Annotated in this window: 15 protein-coding genes; 11 read left to right on the top strand and 4 right to left on the bottom strand. The window is 74.1% G+C overall.

Annotated features, from left to right (window positions below):
• The first annotated feature begins 84 nt into the window (after positions 1-84).
• Both obgE and GA0070604_RS25005 read left to right on the top strand, forming a co-directional pair.
• Positions 85-1545: a GTPase ObgE gene (gene obgE, locus GA0070604_RS25010; protein ID WP_091123525.1), complete on the top strand. Its 1461-nt coding sequence runs from the start codon at positions 85-87 to the stop codon at positions 1543-1545.
• Positions 1546-1615: 70 nt separating this feature from the next.
• Positions 1616-2065 carry a GNAT family N-acetyltransferase gene (locus GA0070604_RS25005; protein ID WP_091123523.1) on the top strand — a complete coding sequence of 150 codons (450 nt, stop codon included), beginning with the start codon at positions 1616-1618 and terminating at the stop codon, positions 2063-2065.
• Between the two features lie 55 nt (positions 2066-2120).
• On the opposite strand, the gene GA0070604_RS25000 is transcribed toward GA0070604_RS25005, so the two are convergent.
• Both GA0070604_RS25000 and GA0070604_RS24995 read right to left on the bottom strand, forming a co-directional pair.
• A complete protein-coding gene (locus tag GA0070604_RS25000; protein ID WP_091123520.1) occupies positions 2121-2597 on the bottom strand; it encodes a DUF4383 domain-containing protein in 477 nt (158 codons plus the stop codon).
• Positions 2598-2793: 196 nt separating this feature from the next.
• Positions 2794-4038, bottom strand: coding sequence for a cytochrome P450 (locus tag GA0070604_RS24995; protein ID WP_091123516.1), 1245 nt, complete (start codon positions 4036-4038; stop codon positions 2794-2796).
• 263 nt (positions 4039-4301) lie between these two features.
• Here GA0070604_RS24995 and GA0070604_RS24990 point away from each other — a divergent pair, with 263 nt between their 5' ends.
• Entirely contained in the window at positions 4302-4694 is a 393-nt protein-coding gene (locus GA0070604_RS24990) for a hypothetical protein (protein ID WP_091123512.1), read from the top strand.
• Positions 4695-4708: 14 nt separating this feature from the next.
• Here GA0070604_RS24990 and GA0070604_RS24985 read toward each other — a convergent pair whose 3' ends face one another.
• Complete coding sequence (locus GA0070604_RS24985) at positions 4709-4927, bottom strand: DUF397 domain-containing protein (protein WP_091123508.1); 219 nt, start codon at positions 4925-4927, stop codon at positions 4709-4711.
• Between the two features lie 67 nt (positions 4928-4994).
• On the opposite strand from GA0070604_RS24985, the gene pepN reads away from it, so the two are divergent.
• The 5 genes from pepN (at position 4995) to GA0070604_RS24960 (ending at position 10365) form a co-directional block, all read left to right on the top strand.
• Positions 4995-7511: an aminopeptidase N gene (gene pepN / locus GA0070604_RS24980; protein ID WP_091123504.1), complete on the top strand. Its 2517-nt coding sequence runs from the start codon at positions 4995-4997 to the stop codon at positions 7509-7511.
• Positions 7512-7727: 216 nt separating this feature from the next.
• Positions 7728-8324 (top strand): nicotinate-nucleotide adenylyltransferase, encoded by a 597-nt coding sequence (gene nadD, locus GA0070604_RS24975; RefSeq protein ID WP_091123501.1) that lies wholly within the window; start codon positions 7728-7730, stop codon positions 8322-8324.
• Positions 8325-8434: 110 nt separating this feature from the next.
• The gene (gene rsfS, locus GA0070604_RS24970) at positions 8435-8839 is read left to right on the top strand and encodes a ribosome silencing factor (protein ID WP_091123498.1); all 405 of its coding nucleotides are present in this window, start codon (positions 8435-8437) and stop codon (positions 8837-8839) included.
• Entirely contained in the window at positions 8836-9465 is a 630-nt protein-coding gene (locus GA0070604_RS24965) for a histidine phosphatase family protein (RefSeq protein ID WP_091123495.1), read from the top strand. Before rsfS ends, GA0070604_RS24965 begins: the two co-directional genes overlap by 4 nt.
• Before the next feature lie 48 nt (positions 9466-9513).
• Positions 9514-10365: a DegV family protein gene (locus GA0070604_RS24960; RefSeq protein WP_091123491.1), complete on the top strand. Its 852-nt coding sequence runs from the start codon at positions 9514-9516 to the stop codon at positions 10363-10365.
• A gap of 105 nt (positions 10366-10470) precedes the next feature.
• On the opposite strand, the gene GA0070604_RS24955 is transcribed toward GA0070604_RS24960, so the two are convergent.
• Complete coding sequence (locus GA0070604_RS24955) at positions 10471-11604, bottom strand: citrate/2-methylcitrate synthase (protein WP_091127400.1); 1134 nt, start codon at positions 11602-11604, stop codon at positions 10471-10473.
• A 68-nt stretch (positions 11605-11672) separates the two neighbouring features.
• Here GA0070604_RS24955 and GA0070604_RS24950 point away from each other — a divergent pair, with 68 nt between their 5' ends.
• The 3 genes from GA0070604_RS24950 (at position 11673) to GA0070604_RS24940 (ending at position 16363) form a co-directional block, all read left to right on the top strand.
• Positions 11673-12872, top strand: coding sequence for a citrate synthase (locus GA0070604_RS24950; protein ID WP_091123488.1), 1200 nt, complete (start codon positions 11673-11675; stop codon positions 12870-12872).
• Positions 12873-13019: 147 nt separating this feature from the next.
• Positions 13020-13958, top strand: coding sequence for a ComEA family DNA-binding protein (locus GA0070604_RS24945; protein WP_244162077.1), 939 nt, complete (start codon positions 13020-13022; stop codon positions 13956-13958).
• Positions 13955-16363: a ComEC/Rec2 family competence protein gene (locus GA0070604_RS24940; RefSeq protein WP_244162076.1), complete on the top strand. Its 2409-nt coding sequence runs from the start codon at positions 13955-13957 to the stop codon at positions 16361-16363. Before GA0070604_RS24945 ends, GA0070604_RS24940 begins: the two co-directional genes overlap by 4 nt.
• Positions 16364-16452 lie beyond the last annotated feature (89 nt).

The raw sequence follows: 16452 nt of genomic DNA, 5'->3' as shown, positions 1-16452 counted from the left end.
GGCGTTGGCGGGCCGCGGACCTGGTGTCCCGGCCCGCTTCGCTTTTCACCGTGCGGGGCCTACCCCGATGGAAGGATTGTCCGCGTGACGACGTTCGTTGACCGGGTCGTCCTGCACATGCAGGCCGGCGACGGCGGGCACGGCTGTGTCTCGATCCACCGGGAGAAGTTCAAGCCCTTCGGTGGTCCGGACGGCGGCGATGGCGGGCACGGCGGCAGCGTCTCGCTGGTGGTCGACCCGCAGGTGACCACGCTGCTCGACTTCCACTTCCGCCCGCACATGAAGGCCGAGAACGGCAAGGGCGGCGCGGGTTCGAACCGGGACGGCGCCAACGGTCGGGATCTGGTGATCAAGGTGCCGAACGGCACCGTGGTGCTGGGCCTCGACGGTGAGGTGCTGGCCGATCTGGTCGGCGCCGGCACCACCTTCGAGGCGGCCCGGGGCGGCCGGGGCGGCCGGGGCAACGCCGCGCTGGCCAACGCCCGGCGAAAGGCCCCCGGCTTCGCCGAGCTGGGCGAGCCCGGCGACCGGCTGGACGTGGTGCTGGAGCTGAAGAGCGTCGCCGACGTCGGCCTGGTCGGCTTCCCGTCGGCCGGGAAGTCGTCGCTGATCTCGGTCATCTCCGCCGCCAAGCCGAAGATCGCCGACTACCCGTTCACCACCCTGGTGCCGAACCTGGGCGTGGTCCGGGTGGACAACCACACCTTCACCGTGGCCGACGTGCCGGGGCTGATCCCGGGCGCGGCCACCGGCAAGGGGTTGGGCCTGGAGTTCCTCCGTCACGTCGAGCGCTGCGCCGTGCTGGTGCACGTCGTCGACAGCGCCACGCTGGAGCCGGGCCGGGATCCGCTCGCGGACATCGACACGATCGAGGCCGAGCTGGCCGAGTACGGCGGTCTGGCCGACCGGCCCCGCCTGGTCGCGCTCAACAAGATCGACGTACCGGACGGCCGGGATCTCGCCGAGATCGTCCGGCCCGACCTGGAGGCGCGGGGCCTGCGGGTCTTCGAGATCTCCACCGCCACCCGCGAGGGGCTCAAGGAACTGACGTATGCGATGGCGGAGCTGGTCGAGCAGGCCCGCAGCGCGGCGCCGCCGGCCGAGCCGACCCGGATCGTGATCCGCCCGAAGGCGGTCGACGACGCCGGCTTCACCATCGAGGCGGAGGAGGACGGTTCGTACACCGTCCGGGGCACCCGCCCGGAGCGCTGGGTCCGGCAGACCAACTTCGACAACGACGAGGCGGTGGGCTACCTGGCCGACCGGCTGGCCCGGCTCGGCGTCGAGGAGAAGCTGGCCAAGGCCGGCGCGCAGGCCGGCGACCTGGTCCGCATCGGCGGTCGGGAGTTCGACTGGCAGCCCACCCTCTACGCCGGCGTCGACTTCGTCCCGGGCAACCGGGGCACCGACATCCGCCTGGAGGAGAAGTCGACCCGTGCCTCGGCCGCCGAGCGGCTGGCCGCCCGCAAGGCACGCCGGCAGCGCCCGGCCGACGAGGTTGCGGCCGCCCCGCAGGACGACGACGCCGACGACGACTGGGAGTAGCCCCGTCCCGTCCGTGATCGGGTCGTTGTCCGGAAACCTCCGCGAAATCCGCCGGTCCTAGCGTGACGGAATGCTGATCGAATCCCGGCCCGCCACCGACCCCGAGGTCGCCACCCTGGTCGAGGCGCAGCAGCGCGAGCTGCGCGACGCCGACGGGGGGCTGCCCGGCCAGGCGACGGTCACCCATGACGACATCCGCTACCTGGTCGCGGTGGCCGGCGGACGAGCCGTCGCGTGTGGCGGCCTCCAGGCGCTGGACGCCGACACCGGCGAACTGAAGCGGATGTACGTGCGGCCGGCGTACCGGGGGCGGGGCATCGCCCGGCAGCTGCTGGCCGCGCTGGAGGAGCTGGCCTACCGGCAGGGGCACACCACGGTGTGCCTGGAAACCGGCACGTACCTGCCGGCGGCCATCGGCCTCTACCGGTCCTGCGGCTACCAACCCATCCCCGTGTACGGCGAGTACGTGGGCAATCCGCACAGCGTCTGCTTCGCCAAGCGGCTGCTCGTCGCGGCCTGACGGCGGCGGCACGGTCGCCACCGCGACGAACCCGCGCTGTCGGTTTGTACGCCGGTCAGGACCGGTCGAACGGGGTGTCCAGCCGCCCGCCGGTGCCCGCCTGCCTGGAGAGCAACAGCCCGAGAACCAGCATGCCGAAGCCGAGGAAGAGGTGCAGCCAGTTGTCGGCGTCGTTGAACGGCACGAAGTTCGCGTAGCTTTCCCGGTCGACGCCGAAGCCGTACAGCCAGATGACGAGGTAGACGGCGCCGCCGCCGGCCAGGAACAGCCGCGCTCCGCCCACGCTGCGGGCCAGCCCCAGCCCGACCAGGCCGAAGACCAGGTGCAGCAGGTTGTGCAGGATCGACACCTGGAACAGGCCGAACAACTTCGCCTTCGAGTGGTGACCGGCGAACACCAGGTCGCCGTAGTGCGTGGTGACGCCGGGGACGAAGCCGAGCACGCCGATCAGCACGAAGACGGCGGCCACCGCGAGGGCGACCTTCTGGAGCGCCGTCCGGGCCGGGGCGCGTCCGCGCACGTCACGTGCCATCGCTGTCACCTCCGTGGATCAGCCGCCGCCTGGGTGTGGGCAGACCCTCAATTCTGTGACCGGGCTGGGGCGCTCCCGCAGAGAAATGACGAATCAGGCAGGGAGTCGACGCCCCGGTCAGCCCGGTTGTCACCCCGGCGTGCGTTGTCGACCAGGGGTCCGGCCGGTGGGCGCGCGGCGACCGAGGGGAAGGCGATCACTCGATCCGGCGTACCCCGTCGATGACGAAGCCGCTGCCCGGCAGGGTGGGCATCCGGCCGAGGTCGAGCGCCAGGTCCTGCGGCGGGACGCGGTAGCTCATCGTGCCGGTCAGGTTGGTGACGGCCCGCTTCAGCAGCTCGATGGTGAGCCACTCCCCGGCGCAGCGGTGCCCGGTGAAGTAGTCTCCACCGCCCTGCGGGAGCAGGCTGAACGCATCGCCCGGCCAGTCGGTGAACCGTTCCGGCCGGAACCGTTCCGGCTCGGGCCAGAGCCGCGGGTGGTGGTTGGTGGCGTACAGGCCGAGCAGCACCCGACGACCCTCGGGGAAGTGGTGCCCCTGCCACTCGAAGGAGTGTCGTACCCGGGCCGCCGCCGCCGGGAAGAGCGGGTAGTAGCGGCGGACCTCGTGCCCGAAGCCCTCGATGGCCCGCTCGTCGCCACGCAGCCGTTCCCGCCAGGACGGATGGTCGTGCAGGGCCAGCGCGGCGAAGACCACGAACCGGTCGACCGCGACCGTCGGGCGGATGATGTTCAGCAGCTCGACCGCCGCGATCCGGCGCGGCAGCAGCCGTCCCTGGCCGTCCCGGTGCTTGGCGATCACCCGTAGCGCGCTGCCCTCCGGCGCGGGCAGCGCGCCGTGCCGGACCCGCTCGATCAGGTCGCCGGCCCAGTGTTCGGCCCGCCGGCGGCCGATCAGCCCGCGCCAGTACCGCGGGCCGACCGCGACCGGCGCCTCGATCATCGCGTGCAGGTCGGCGGTGCGCCGCACGACCTGCGTACCGCCCAGCGGCACCCCCGCCCAGGCGCAGACCGCGCGGGTCAGCATCCGGCCGACCTCGTCGTGGAGGACCACCGGACCGGACTCCGCCCACGCCGGGACGCGGGCCCGCCACTCGTCGTCGAAGAGCCGCCCGAGGTGGCGGACCGCCGCCGGCGTCATGATCGACATCAACATCGCCTTGCGCGCCCGGTGCGCCGCGTCGTCGAGCCCCTGCACGCCACCGACCCCGGTGAGGGTGAGCCGCCCCAGCGCCGGCAGCGCGCCGTGTCGGACGAAGCGGGCGGGATCGTAGAACAGCTCCGCGGCCGGGCGACCGCGCAGGCAGATGGTCGGCTGCAGCAGCAACCGGGTCTGGAAGATGTCGCTGCCGTGCCGGTCGCAGTGGTCGCCGATGAACCGGTAGCCCTCGCGCCGGAACGCCAGCGTGCTCTCCGGGCTGCGGTCGGTGGAAATGCTCATCGGCTGCTCCTGACGCGGGCTCGGCGACCGGTGGCGGCGATCCGCTCATACCCGTGCCAGGCAGGGCGAATCCGGCCTAGCGAAGGCGGACCCGTGGAGCATGGCACGTTCGGCCGGCCGGGGGAGGGGCCAGCGGGGAATACCGGAGCTGGCCCCTCCCAGAGCGCGGAGAACCTGGTTGCCTCGGCGGTGGACCGGCGACGGGCCGGTCTGAGATCCGTCGGCGCAGCGACCGACGGCGGCCACCGGTGACGGGAGGACGGATGGGTAACGACCGGACGGTGCACTGGCGGCGGCGCGCGGTGACCGGCCTCGGCCTGCGCCGGGGCGACCACGACAACGCGCTGATCGTCCCACCCCGGCGGGCCGGGGCCCGGCCACCCCGGTTCTTCACCGTGCACCTCGGCTTCGATGCGGCCGACCCGTCCGTCGCCCGCGAGCTGGCCGTCGCGTACGCCGAGGCGCTGAGCCTGCTCCGCCCGGAGCTGGCGCTCGGCGCGGCGGCCGTCTCCCCGGCCGACGCCTGGCACCGGGCGGAGCGGCTGTTCTGCGGGGCGCTCGGGCCTGACGGCGAGCGCTGCGCCGATGTGACCGGCCACCCCGGCTTCCACCACGCGCCCGGCCCCGGCGGCCTCGGCTGGGGCGACGGTGACTGAGCGCAGGCCAGGCCCTAGTCCAGGTCGAACTCGCCGTCCTGGGCGCCCGCGACGAACGCGTCCCACTCGGCCTGGGTGAAGACCAGCACCGGCCCGTCCGGCTCGGCCGAGTTGCGCATCCCGATCAGGTCGTCGACGAAGGCCACCTCGACCGCGCCCTCGGTCGTGTCGCCCTCAGCCCGCTGCCAGACCGCCCGGGTGAGGTCGAAGTCGCCCTTGGGGTGCTGAGCCATCGTTGTTCCTCCATCGCCACGCGTCACCGGGGACCCGGTCCGGATCCCCATCGGGCAGGATAAGCGGATGCCGAGCCTGACCCGTGTAGAGGCGACCGCGCGTGGCGCGTTGATTACCGTCGAGTCCTACGAGGTGGACCTCGACCTGACGGGTGACGGCGAGCGGTTCCGCTCCACCGTCACGATCCGGTTCCGGGGAACGCCCGGTGCCGAGACCTTCGCCGAGGTCAAACCCGTGCGACTGCTCGGGGTACGCCTCAACGACCGGGAGCTCGACCCGGCGGTCCTCGACGACAACCGGCTGCCGCTGACCGGGCTGGCCGCCATGAACACCCTCACGGTCAGCGCCGAGATGGCGTATTCCAACACCGGCGAGGGCCTGCACCGCTTCGTCGACCCGGCCGACGGCGAGACGTACCTCTACGCGACGTCCTTTCTCGACGAGGTGCAGCGGATCTTCGCCGCGTTCGACCAGCCCGACCTGAAGGCCCCGGTGACCCTCTCGGTCACCGCGCCGCCGGAGTGGACCGTCGCGGCCAACGGGCAGCTCGCCGACCGCCCGGCGCCGGGGCGCTGGGAGTTCGCCCCCACCCCGCCCCTGGCCACGTACTTCTTCACGCTGATCGCCGGGCCCTGGCACGTACGGCACGACGAGCACGACGGCATCCCGCTCGGCATCTACTGCCGGCGCTCGCTGGCCGAGCACCTGGACGCCGACGCCACGGAGATCTTCACCGTCACCAAGCAGTGCTTCGACCGCTTCCACCGGCTCTTCGCCGAGCGTTATCCGTTCGGCAAGTACGACCAGGCGTTCGTGCCCGAGTTCAACGCCGGCGCGATGGAGAACCCGGGTCTGGTCACCCTGCGCGACGACTACGTCTTCCGCTCGGCCGTCACCGACACCCAGCGGGAACTGCGGGCCACCACCATCGCGCACGAGATGGCGCACATGTGGTTCGGCGACCTGGTGACCATGCGCTGGTGGGACGACCTGTGGCTCAACGAGTCCTTCGCCGAGTACCTGGGCACCCGGGTCACCGCCGAGGCCACCCGTTTCGACCAGGCGTGGACCACCTTCGCGATGCGCCGCAAGGCCTGGGGGTACGCGGCCGACCAGCGCCCCTCCACCCACCCGGTCGCCCCCGAGGAGGTGGCCGACGCCGCCCAGGCCCTGCTCAACTTCGACGGCATCTCGTACGCCAAGGGCGCCAGTGTGCTGCGCCAGCTCGTCGCCTGGGTCGGTGACGAGGCCTTCCTCGCCGGCCTGAACGCGCACTTCGCCAGGCACCGGTTCGGCAACGCCACCCTCGCCGACCTGCTCGACAGCCTCACCGCCGCGAGCGGGCGGGACCTGACCGACTGGGCCGAGCGCTGGCTGCGCCGCAGTCAGGTCAACACGCTGCGGATGGTGACCGCCGTGGACGCCGGCGGCCGGTGGACCGAGGCGGCGGTGGTGCAGACCGCGCCGGAGGCGTACCCGGTGCTGCGCCCGCACCGCATCGGGGTGGCCCGGTACGCCGCCGACGCCCCGGCGCACCGCTTCGAGGTCGACCTGGACCCGGGCACCGACCAGGGCCGCACCGAGCTGACCGAGCTGATCGGGCAGCCCGCCACCGGTCTGCTGCTGCCCAACGCCGGCGACCTCACGTTCGCCAAGATCCGGCTCGACCCGGCCTCGGCGGACGCGGTGCCGATGCTGCTTCCCGGGCTGGACGACCCGCTGGCCCGGGCACTGCTCTGGGGCGAGGCCCTGGACGCCGCCACCGACGGCGAGCGACCGGTGGACGCGCTGGTCGCGCTCATCGCGGCGGCGCTACCGGCGGAGACCGAGGTGATCATCGCCGAGGACGTGCTCACCCTCAGCCGAGGTCTGGTCGACCGCTACCTGGACCTGCCGGCCCGGGACGCGGCCCTGCGCCGGATCGCCGGGGCCTGCGCCACACTGCTGGCCGGCGCCCCGGCCGGCGGCTCGCTGCAACTCGCCGCGGCCCGGGGCCTGATCGGCGCCACCACCGACGCCGGGCTGCTCGCCGGCTGGCTGGCCGGCAAGGACGTTCCGGCGGGGATCGCGGTGGACGCCGACCTGCGGTGGGCGCTGCTGCGCCGGCTGGTGGTGCTCGGGGCGGTCGGCGAGCCGGAGATCGCGGCCGAGGCGGCCGCCGACCGCAGCGCCACCGGCGCCGAGCGGGCCGCGCGCTGCCGGGCCGCGCTGCCCGACGCCGACGCCAAACGGGCCGCGTGGGAGATCATCACCAGTAACACCACGCTCTCCAACCGCCTGATCGAGGCGGCCGCCGAGGGCTTCTGGCAGCCGGAGCAGGCCGAGCTGACCGCCGACTACGTCGAGCGGTACTTCGCCGACATGCCGGCGGCGGCGGGGATGCGTACCCCCTGGACGGCCAACCGCGTCGCCTCGCTGGCCTTCCCTCGATACGCCGTGTCGCAGCGCACCCGGGAGCTGGCTGCGGCGCTGCTGGCCCGCGACGACCTGGCGCCCGGCCTCATACGGGAGGTGACCGACCGCGACGACGACCTGCGGCGGGCGCTGGTGGCCCGGACGGCGGTGGCCGCCGTCGGCGGCTGACGGGGGCGGGGCCACGGTGCCGGGCGGGCGGAGGCCGACGCCCGTCCGGCGCCGGCCGCCCGGCACCGGCCACGGCCGTCCAGACGGGTCCGGAGCCCCCGGCGCCGACCAGCCGGCCGCACTCATGCCGGCCGCCGACCGCCTGGGATCGACCGCCGGCCGGGACGGCCCGACGGCCCCGCCGGTCCGATTCTCCGCCCGGCCTACGATCGCTTGGTGGAGGAAGACATCCGGCGGATCGGGATCATGGGCGGCACCTTCGACCCGATCCACCACGGGCACCTGGTGGCGGCCAGCGAGGTGGCGGACCGGTTCGGTCTGGACGAGGTGATTTTCGTGCCGACCGGCCAGCCCTGGCAGAAGGCGGACGAGCCGGTCAGCTCGGCCGAGGACCGCTACCTCATGACGGTGATCGCCACCGCCTCCAACCCGCGCTTCCAGGTCAGCCGGGTCGACATCGACCGGGGCGGCCCGACCTACACCGTCGACACCCTGCGCGACCTGCACGCCGAGTACGGCCCGAAGGTGCAGCTCTTCTTCATCACCGGGGCGGACGCGCTGGAACGCATCCTGTCCTGGAAGGAAGTGGACCGGATGTTCGAGCTGGCCCACTTCATCGGCGTGACCCGCCCCGGCTTCGAGCTGTCCGACAAGCACCTGCCCGCGGACACGGTCAGCCTGGTGCAGGTCCCGGCCATGGCCATCTCCTCGACCGACTGCCGGGCGCGGGTCTCCCGGGGGGAGCCGGTCTGGTACCTGGTGCCGGACGGTGTGGTGCAGTACATCGCCAAACGGCGCCTCTACCAGCGGTGATTATGCCCGAAACATGAGGCTCTGTCCGCATAATCGACCAGAACTGGCAAGTCGTCGGGCCGCCAGGTGTGAGAGGCTTGGAGGGTCGCACGGTTGATCGAAGGAGAACGGTGACAGTTTCCGAACGCGCACACGAGCTGGCGATGGCCGCCGCCCAGGCCGCGGCCGACAAGAGGGCGCAGGACATCGTCATCATCGACGTGGGCGACCAGCTCGCCATCACCGACGCGTTCCTGCTGGCCGCCGCTCCGAACGAGCGCCAGGTCCTCGCCATCGTCGACGCCATCGAGGAGCGCCTGCTGGAGCTGCCGGAGAAGGCCAAGCCGGTCCGCCGCGAGGGCGAGCGGGGCGGCCGGTGGGTGCTGCTCGACTACGTCGACATCGTGGTGCACGTGCAGCACACCGAGGAACGCGAGTTCTACGCCCTGGACCGGCTCTGGAAGGACTGTCCGCAGATCCCGTTCGTGGACCGGGACCTGGCCGATTCGGCAGCCGGCACCGCCAGCGCGGAATGACCCGCCTGATCATCTGGCGGCACGGCAACACCGACTGGAACGCCACCAACCGCGTCCAGGGGCAGACCGACGTACCGCTGAACGACCTCGGTCGTGAGCAGGCCCGCGCCGCCGCGCCCGCGCTGGCCGCGCTGCGCCCGGACGCCATCGTCGCCAGCGACCTGCGCCGCGCCGCCGACACCGCCGCCGCCCTCGCCGCGCTGACCGGGCTGCCGGTACGCACCGACGCCCGGCTGCGCGAGCGCCACTTCGGCCAGTGGCAGGGCCTCGCCCTCACCGAGGTCGCCGAGCGCTTCCCCGACGCGTACGCGCGCTGGCGCGCCGGCGACCCGGACCCGGGCGCCGGCATCGAGACCCTCGACGACCTGGGCAAGCGCCTCGGCGTCGCGTTCCAGGAGGCGGCCGACCTGGCAGTCGGCGGCACCGTCGTGGTGACCACCCACGGCGGTGGCGCCCGGCAGGGCGTCGGCCACCTGCTCGGCTGGGACCATGCGGTGCTGCGGAGCGTCGGTTCGCTGGCCAACTGCCACTGGGCCGAGCTGCGCCACGACGGCGTTCGCGGTTGGCACCTGCGGGCGCACAACGTCGGGCTGATCACACTGCCGGCGCAGGCCGACGCGGTCTGAGCCCTCCGGCCCGGGCGTGCCGCTCGGGGATCGGCTAGCGTGCCGGGCATGCCCGTCGCGGTCGTCACCGACTCCACCGCCTATCTTCCGCCCGAGCTGGTGCGCGCGCACCAGCTCACGGTCGTCCCGCTCACCGTGGTGCTCAACGGCGTGGAGGGGCTGGAAGGGGTCGAGGTCTTCCCCGAGGATGCCATCCGGGCCTTCGCCGGCCGGCGGGTCGCGGCGAGCACCTCCCGGCCCGCCCCCGAGCAGTTCGCGCAGGTCTATCGCGCGCTGCTCGCCGGGGGCGCCGACGCGGTGGTCTCGGTACACCTGTCGGCCGAACTCTCCGGCACCGTGGAGGCGGCCCGGCTGGCCGCCGCCGAGGTCGGCGACCGGGTCGGCGTGGTCGACAGCCGCTCCACCGGGATGGGCCTGGGCTTCCCGGTCCTCGCCGCCGCCTCGGCCGCCGCCGACGGGGCGGACCTTTCCGGGGTACGCCAGGCGGCGGTCGACGCCGCCGCCCGGACCACCATCTTCTTCTACGTCGACACCCTGGAGTTCCTTCGTCGGGGTGGCCGGATCAACGCCGCCGAGGCGCTGCTCGGTACCGCACTGTCGGTGAAGCCGATCCTGCACATGCCGGACGGTGCGATCGTGGTCCGGGACAAGGTGCGTACCGCCGGTCGGGGCCTGGCGCGCCTGGTCGACCTGGCGGTCGAGACGGCCGGCGACGCCGAGGTGGACCTGGCGGTGCACCACCTCGCCGCAGCACAGCGCGCCGAGCAGTTGGTGACGGCGCTGACCGAGCGGCTCGGTGACCGCCTGCGCGACACGTACGTCACCGAGGCCGGGGCGGTGGTGGCGGCGCACGCCGGGCCGGGGCTGGCCTGCGTGGTGATCCACCGCCGCCCGGCGTGACCGACGTCGTGGCCCTCGGCCCCCGATCAGCCGGGTATCGCGAGATCCTGGGCAGTCACCGTTCGGTTCGGACGGTGACTGCCCAGGATCCGAGGGTGCCCGTTCTCAGGGCAGTGGTTGGGGCGCGTCGGGGCCGACGTATCGCGAGTCGGGCCGGATGATCTTCGGGTCCTCGGCCTGTTCCAGCACGTTCGCGCACCATCCGATGACCCGGCTGGTGGCGAAGGTCGGGGTGAACATCTCCCGGGGCAACCCGCACAGGTGCATCACGACGCCGGCGTAGTACTCCACGTTGGTGTGCAGTTCCCGGCCGGGCTTCAGCTCCGCGAGCAACGACAGGATCCGTTCCTCGACGGCCACGGCGAGGTCCACCAACTCCCCGCCGAGGTCCCGGGCGATCCCCTTGAGCATGCGTGACCGCGGGTCCTCGGCGCGGTAGATCGGGTGCCCGAACCCCATGATCCGCTCGCCGTTCAGGACGCGCGAGCGCAGCCAGGCGTCGGCCCGGTCGATCGAGCCGATGGCGTCGAGGGTGTCCAGGGCCCGGCTGGGCGCTCCGCCGTGCAGGGGGCCGGAGAGCGCGCCGAGGGCCCCGCCGACGCAGGCGTAGATGTCGGCGCCGGTGGAGGCGATGACGCGGGCGGTGAAGGTCGACGCGTTGAAGCCATGATCCACGGTCGCGATGAGGTAGCGCTCGATCGCCCGGGCGTGGGGTTCGGACGGCTCCTCGCCAGTGATCATGTAGAGGTAGTTCGCCGCGTGTGACAGGTCGTCGCGCGGTTCGATCAGATCCAGGCCGGCGCGCAGGCGGTACAACGCGGCCAGCAGGCTGGGCGTGAGGGCGCAGAGCGCCATTGCCTGTGCCCGCCGCTCGGCCGGCGACGTGTCGTACAGCGGGCGGGCCCCGGCGGCGAGGCCGGCGACGGCCAGCGCGGCGCGTAGCGCGCCCATCGGGTCCTGCGATCGGGAGGCCGCGGCGATGTCGGGCAGCGCGGCGGCCACGGCGGGTGGGATGTGGCGCAGCGGGGCGATCTCCTGCTGGAGCGCCTTGGGCTCGTCCGGCAGGGCGCCGTCGATCAGCAGCGCCCAGACGTCCTCCAGGGTGCGGCGCTCGGCCAGTTCGATCGCGGAGTACTGCCGGTAGTGGTAGAAGCCCTCACGGCCGCGTACGCGGCCGATCGTGGTGTCGGTGACGACGACGCCGGCGAGTCCCCGAGGAGCGGTGATGGTGTCAGCCATGCCGGCAGCGTCACGTCGCAGGGCGGAGCTGGTCAACATTGATCCAGTCAACGTGAGAGCATGACCACATGTCCGAGGACCAATTGCTGACGACCAACGAGGTGGCGCATCGCCTGCGTATCAAGCCGGAGACGGTCTATGCCTACGTCAGCCGAGGGTTGCTTGACAGAGTCAAGGTTTCCGGCGAGCGGATCAGTCGCTTCCGGCTGGCCGACGTCGAGCGGCTGGCATCCCGTACCCAGGCGACCCGGCCGGAGCGCGATGCCGCGCCGGCGATGCGCACCGCCACCACGCTGATCGCGTACGGGCGGCTCCACTACCGGGGACTGGACGTCGCGAAGCTCGCGCCGGGGACGCCGTTCGAGGAGATCGCGCGGTGGCTCTGGGCTGGCGAGCGGCGCCCGGAGCCTTTCGTGGCGGCCGCGGAGACCGTCGAGCGGGCGAGACGGGCGAGCGATCACCTGCCGGCGCAGGCCCGGCTCTTCGACCGGCTGCCGGTGATCGTCGCCGTCGCGGCCGCGATGGACCCGCTGCGCTTCGACCTGGCGCCCGCCACCGTGACGGCTCTCGCGCCCGCGCTGCTGTCCACCATGGTCGACGCCCTGCCGACCGCCGGCGAGGCAGCTCCGGACGACAGCTTGGCGGCCCGCCTGTGGCTACGGTTGACCGACCTGCCGGCGTCCGTGGCGGGCCTTCGGGCGCTGAACGCCGCGCTCGTCCTCCTTGCCGATCATGACCTGGCCGCTTCGACCATCGCGGTGCGGGTGGCGGCGTCGACCCGGGCGAATCCCTACGCGTCGGTGCTGGCGGGCCTCGGTGCGCTGGACGGGCCGATGCACGGTGCCGTGGGCACCAGTGTCTACCGGATGATCGAGGCGGCGCTGCGGGACGGGGCACCGGCCGCGATCGCCGAATGCTTCCGGAACGGCGGTCTGCCCGGGTTCGGGCATTCGCTGTACCCGGCCGGTGATCCGCGTGGAGCGGCCCTCCTCGATCTCGTCGCGGAGCTGCCGATCGAGGGTGAGCTGCGGCGAGCCGTCGACGATCTGGTCGCCACCGCGGCACGACGGGCAGCCCTGCCCAATGTCGACTTCGCCGTTGCCGCGTTGGCGCACGCGACCGGCATGGGCCCGGCTGCCGGAGAGGTGATCTTCGCGATCGCCCGGACGGCAGGCTGGATCGCACACGTCATCGAGGAGTACGCCCAGCCGGCCAACCGGTTCCGGTGGAACAGCGGCTACACCGGGCCACCCCCGGTGTCAGCGTGAAACCCCTTCTCGGGGCGGACCGGTCCTTCGCCGCGTCTGTTAGCACACCGTGGGCATGATCAGGCGTCTGTCCACAGGGAGGTGTTTCGTCCACAGGGCGACCGTCCAGGCCTGACCGCCACCACTGCTCGTGCCTAGCCTCGCGCCGTGTCAGACGACGAGGAGAGCGTGGTGCGACGGCGGCTGTCCCTGCTGTTCGATCCGGGATCGCGCCACGAGTCGGCCTGGCCGGCCGTCGGTCCCGTCCCGGCCACGCTCCGGCGCGCCGCGGGACCGCGTTCCGTGCCGGGGAAGCCCGACGCGGTCGTGCCGCCCGTGTCGCGCTCCGCGCTGGTGGAGTCGGCCGCACCGATGCCGCTTGCGGCCGGGCTCGCCGAGGTCACCCCCATTGACGAGCCCGATCCGGGGTCGCCGCCGGCGGGCCGACCGCCCCGGCTGCCCGGGCCGGGCGCCTTCGACCCCGGCCGGCGCGGGATCCGGGCCCTCGCCGTCGTCGCCGCCGTCGTGGTGCTGGCCGCCGGGATCTGGGCCTGGCGGTCCCGGCCCCGGGCCGAGCCCGTCCGGCCGGTCGCGCCGGTCGCCGCACCGGACGAGGCGCAGCCCTCCCCGGCCGCGTCGTCCTCGGCGGGCAGCGAGGTGGTGGTCGCGGTCGCCGGCAAGGTACGCCGTCCCGGTCTGGTCCGGCTCGCGGCCGGCGCCCGGGTCGCCGACGCCGTCGAGGCGGCCGGCGGCGCACTGCCCGGCGTGGATGTGGCCCTGCTCAACCCGGCCCGGAAGGTCACCGACGGCGAGCTGATCCTGGTCGGCGTGGCCGCCCCGCCCGGTCAGGCCGGGCAACCCGGCCAACCAGGGCAGCCCGCGCCCGGCCAGCCGGCGGGCGCCGGCGCCCCGGCCGGACCGGTCAACCTGAACACGGCCACCCTGGCCCAGCTCGACGCGCTGCCCGGCGTCGGCCCGGTGCTCGCCCAGCGGATCCTCGACCATCGCGAGCGCCACGGCGGGTTCCGGTCGGTCTCCGACCTCCGTCAGGTCGAAGGCATCGGCGACGCCCGGTACGAGCAGCTCAAGGACCTGGTGACCGTGTGAACGCCCCGAAGACGCAGCAGCACGGCCGGCGCGACGACGCCGAACCGCGTGACGTTCCCGACCTACGTCTGGCCGGGCTGGCCGTGGCGGCCTGGCTCGCCGCCCTGGCCGGTCTGCACCGGAGCGCGACGGCGACGGCCATGGTCGCGGCTGTCGCCGCCGGCCTGGCCACCGTGCTCGGCCTGCACCTGTGCGGCCTGCTGGGCCGGCCGGCCCCGCCCGCCCGCCGGTACGGCTGGATCGCCCTCGCCGTGCTGCTCGGGGTGGTCTGCGGGGCGACCGCCACCGCCGCCCGGGTGGCCGTGCGCGACGCGGCTCCGGTGCGGGCGCTCGTCGACGAGCGGGCACAGGTCACCGCCGAGCTGGTGGTCCGGGACGACCCGCGCCCGATCCGAGGTGCCGCAGGCCGGCCGAGCACCGTGCTTCTGCGCGCCGACCTGGTACGCCTCACCGACTCCACCGGCCAGCAGGTGAACGGGTCGGTGCGCGGTCTGGTACTGGCGACCGATCCGGCCTGGCGGACGCTGCTGCCGGGGCAGCGGGCGACCGCCCGGGGGCGGCTGTCGCCCCCGCGTGGTGGGGACCTGACGGCGGCGGTGCTCTCGGCGGCCGGGCCGCCCACCCGGCACGGCGCGCCGCCGTGGCCGCAGCGTGCCGCCGGCGCCCTGCGTGCCGGGTTGCAACGTGCCTGCGAGCCGCTCCCCGACGACCAGGGTGGCCTGCTGCCCGGCCTGGTGGTGGGGGACACCAGCCGGCTGCCGCCGGCCGTGGAGGAGGACTTCCGCACCACCGGCATGACCCATCTGAACGCGGTGTCCGGATCCAACGTGGCCATCGTCGTCGGCGCGGTGCTGCTGCTCGCCCGCTGGGCCCGGGCCGGTCCCTGGACGGCGGCCGCGCTCTGCGTGGTCGCCCTGGTCGGGTTCGTCATCCTGGTCCGGCCGTCGCCGAGCGTGGTCCGTGCCGCCGCGATGGGGGCGATCGGACTGGCCGCGCTCGCCGCGGGACGCCCCCGGGCCGCGCTGCCGGCACTCGCCGCCGCGGTGACCGTGTTGGTGCTGGTCGACCCCGACCTGGCCGGGGATCCGGGGTTCACGCTCTCCGTGTGCGCCACGGCCGGGCTGCTGCTGCTCGCGCCCGGCTGGCGGGACTCGCTGCGCCGGCGGGGCGTACCGCCGGGGTTGGCCGAGGCGCTGGCGGTCCCGGCCGCCGCCCAGCTCGCCTGCGGTCCGGTGATCGCCGGTCTCTCGGGGACGGTGAGCCTGGTGGCGGTGCCGGCGAACCTGCTGGTGGTGCCGGCGGTCGCGCCCGCCACCGTGCTGGGCGTGATCGCCGCCGTCGCCTCGCCGGTCTGGCCGGCGGGTGCGGAGTTCGTCGCCTGGCTGGCGAGCTGGCCGGCCTGGTGGCTGGTAGTCGTCGCGCGGCAGGGGGCACGGCTGCCCGCCGGGACGCTGCCGTGGCCGGGCGGGGTGACCGGGGCGCTGCTGCTGGCCGCCGTCAGCGGAGCGCTGCTGCTCGCTGCCCGGCGCCAACTGCTCCGACGGCTCGTCGCGGTCTGCGCGGTGGCGGTGATGCTCGGTACGCTCCCCGTCCGGCTGCTGGCCTCCGGTTGGCCGCCGCCGGGCTGGGTGATCGTGGCCTGCGCGGTGGGGCAGGGCGACGCGGTCGTGCTGCCGGTCGCCGCCGGGCGGGCGGTGGTGGTGGACGCCGGGCCGGATCCGGCCGGGGTCGACGGGTGCCTGCGCCGGCTCGGCGTACGCGAGGTGTCGTTGCTGGTGGTCAGCCACTTCCACGCCGACCACGTGGGCGGGATCGCCGGGGTGTTCCGGGGCCGGCGGGTGGCGGACGTGGTGACCCCGCAGTTGGCCGAGCCGCCCTTCGGCGTGTCCCAGGTACGCGCCGCCGCGCATGGCGGTGCCGCCGGGTTGCGCCCCGTGCCGGTGGGCTGGGGCTGGCGGGCCGGGGGCGTGGAGCTGACGGTGCTCGGGCCGCCATACCCGCTGCACGGGAGCCGGTCGGATCCGAACAACAATTCGCTGGTGCTGGCGGCCACTGTGGCCGGGGTGCGGATCCTGCTGCCCGGCGACGCCGAGACGGAGGAGCAGCGGGCACTCATGGCCGCCGTGCCGCCCGGCGCGGTCCGGGCCGACGTGCTGAAGGTCGCCCATCACGGGTCGGCGTACCAGGACCCGGAGTTCCTGGCCGCGGTCCGGCCCGCCGTCGCTCTGGTGTCGGTGGGTGCCGGCAACGACTACGGGCACCCCAACCCGGGTCTCGTCGATCGGCTGGCCCGGGCCGGCGCGCGGGTGCTGCGGACCGACACGGACGGCGACCTCGCGGCGGTACGCGACGGTGCCGGCCTGGCGGTGGTGACCGGCGGTGTCCGGCCGGGGCGACAACGGTGAGCGTGACCCGGGGCGGCGGCGGTGAGGGCGGCCGGAGTGGCCGGCTGCGGCGAGCGGCGCGCCCCGGGACGGCGGAGGCCTGGCGACTT

It is taken from the genome of Micromonospora eburnea, from assembly GCF_900090225.1.
GTDB lineage: Bacteria > Actinomycetota > Actinomycetes > Mycobacteriales > Micromonosporaceae > Micromonospora > Micromonospora eburnea.
This window is presented reverse-complemented; position numbering and strand designations above follow the sequence as displayed.

Excerpts from the sequence above, each read along its gene's own strand:
- pepN (WP_091123504.1), top strand. The coding sequence starts at position 4,995 with ATGCCGAGCCTGACCCGTGTAGAGGCGACCGCGCGTGGCGCGTTGATT.
- GA0070604_RS24960 (WP_091123491.1), top strand. The coding sequence starts at position 9,514 with ATGCCCGTCGCGGTCGTCACCGACTCCACCGCCTATCTTCCGCCCGAG.
- GA0070604_RS25000 (WP_091123520.1), bottom strand. The coding sequence starts at position 2,597 with ATGGCACGTGACGTGCGCGGACGCGCCCCGGCCCGGACGGCGCTCCAG.
- GA0070604_RS24990 (WP_091123512.1), top strand. The coding sequence starts at position 4,302 with ATGGGTAACGACCGGACGGTGCACTGGCGGCGGCGCGCGGTGACCGGC.
- GA0070604_RS24985 (WP_091123508.1), bottom strand. The coding sequence starts at position 4,927 with ATGGCTCAGCACCCCAAGGGCGACTTCGACCTCACCCGGGCGGTCTGG.
- GA0070604_RS25005 (WP_091123523.1), top strand. The coding sequence starts at position 1,616 with ATGCTGATCGAATCCCGGCCCGCCACCGACCCCGAGGTCGCCACCCTG.
- GA0070604_RS24995 (WP_091123516.1), bottom strand. The coding sequence starts at position 4,038 with ATGAGCATTTCCACCGACCGCAGCCCGGAGAGCACGCTGGCGTTCCGG.
- GA0070604_RS24950 (WP_091123488.1), top strand. The coding sequence starts at position 11,673 with ATGTCCGAGGACCAATTGCTGACGACCAACGAGGTGGCGCATCGCCTG.
- GA0070604_RS24965 (WP_091123495.1), top strand. The coding sequence starts at position 8,836 with ATGACCCGCCTGATCATCTGGCGGCACGGCAACACCGACTGGAACGCC.
- GA0070604_RS24955 (WP_091127400.1), bottom strand. The coding sequence starts at position 11,604 with ATGGCTGACACCATCACCGCTCCTCGGGGACTCGCCGGCGTCGTCGTC.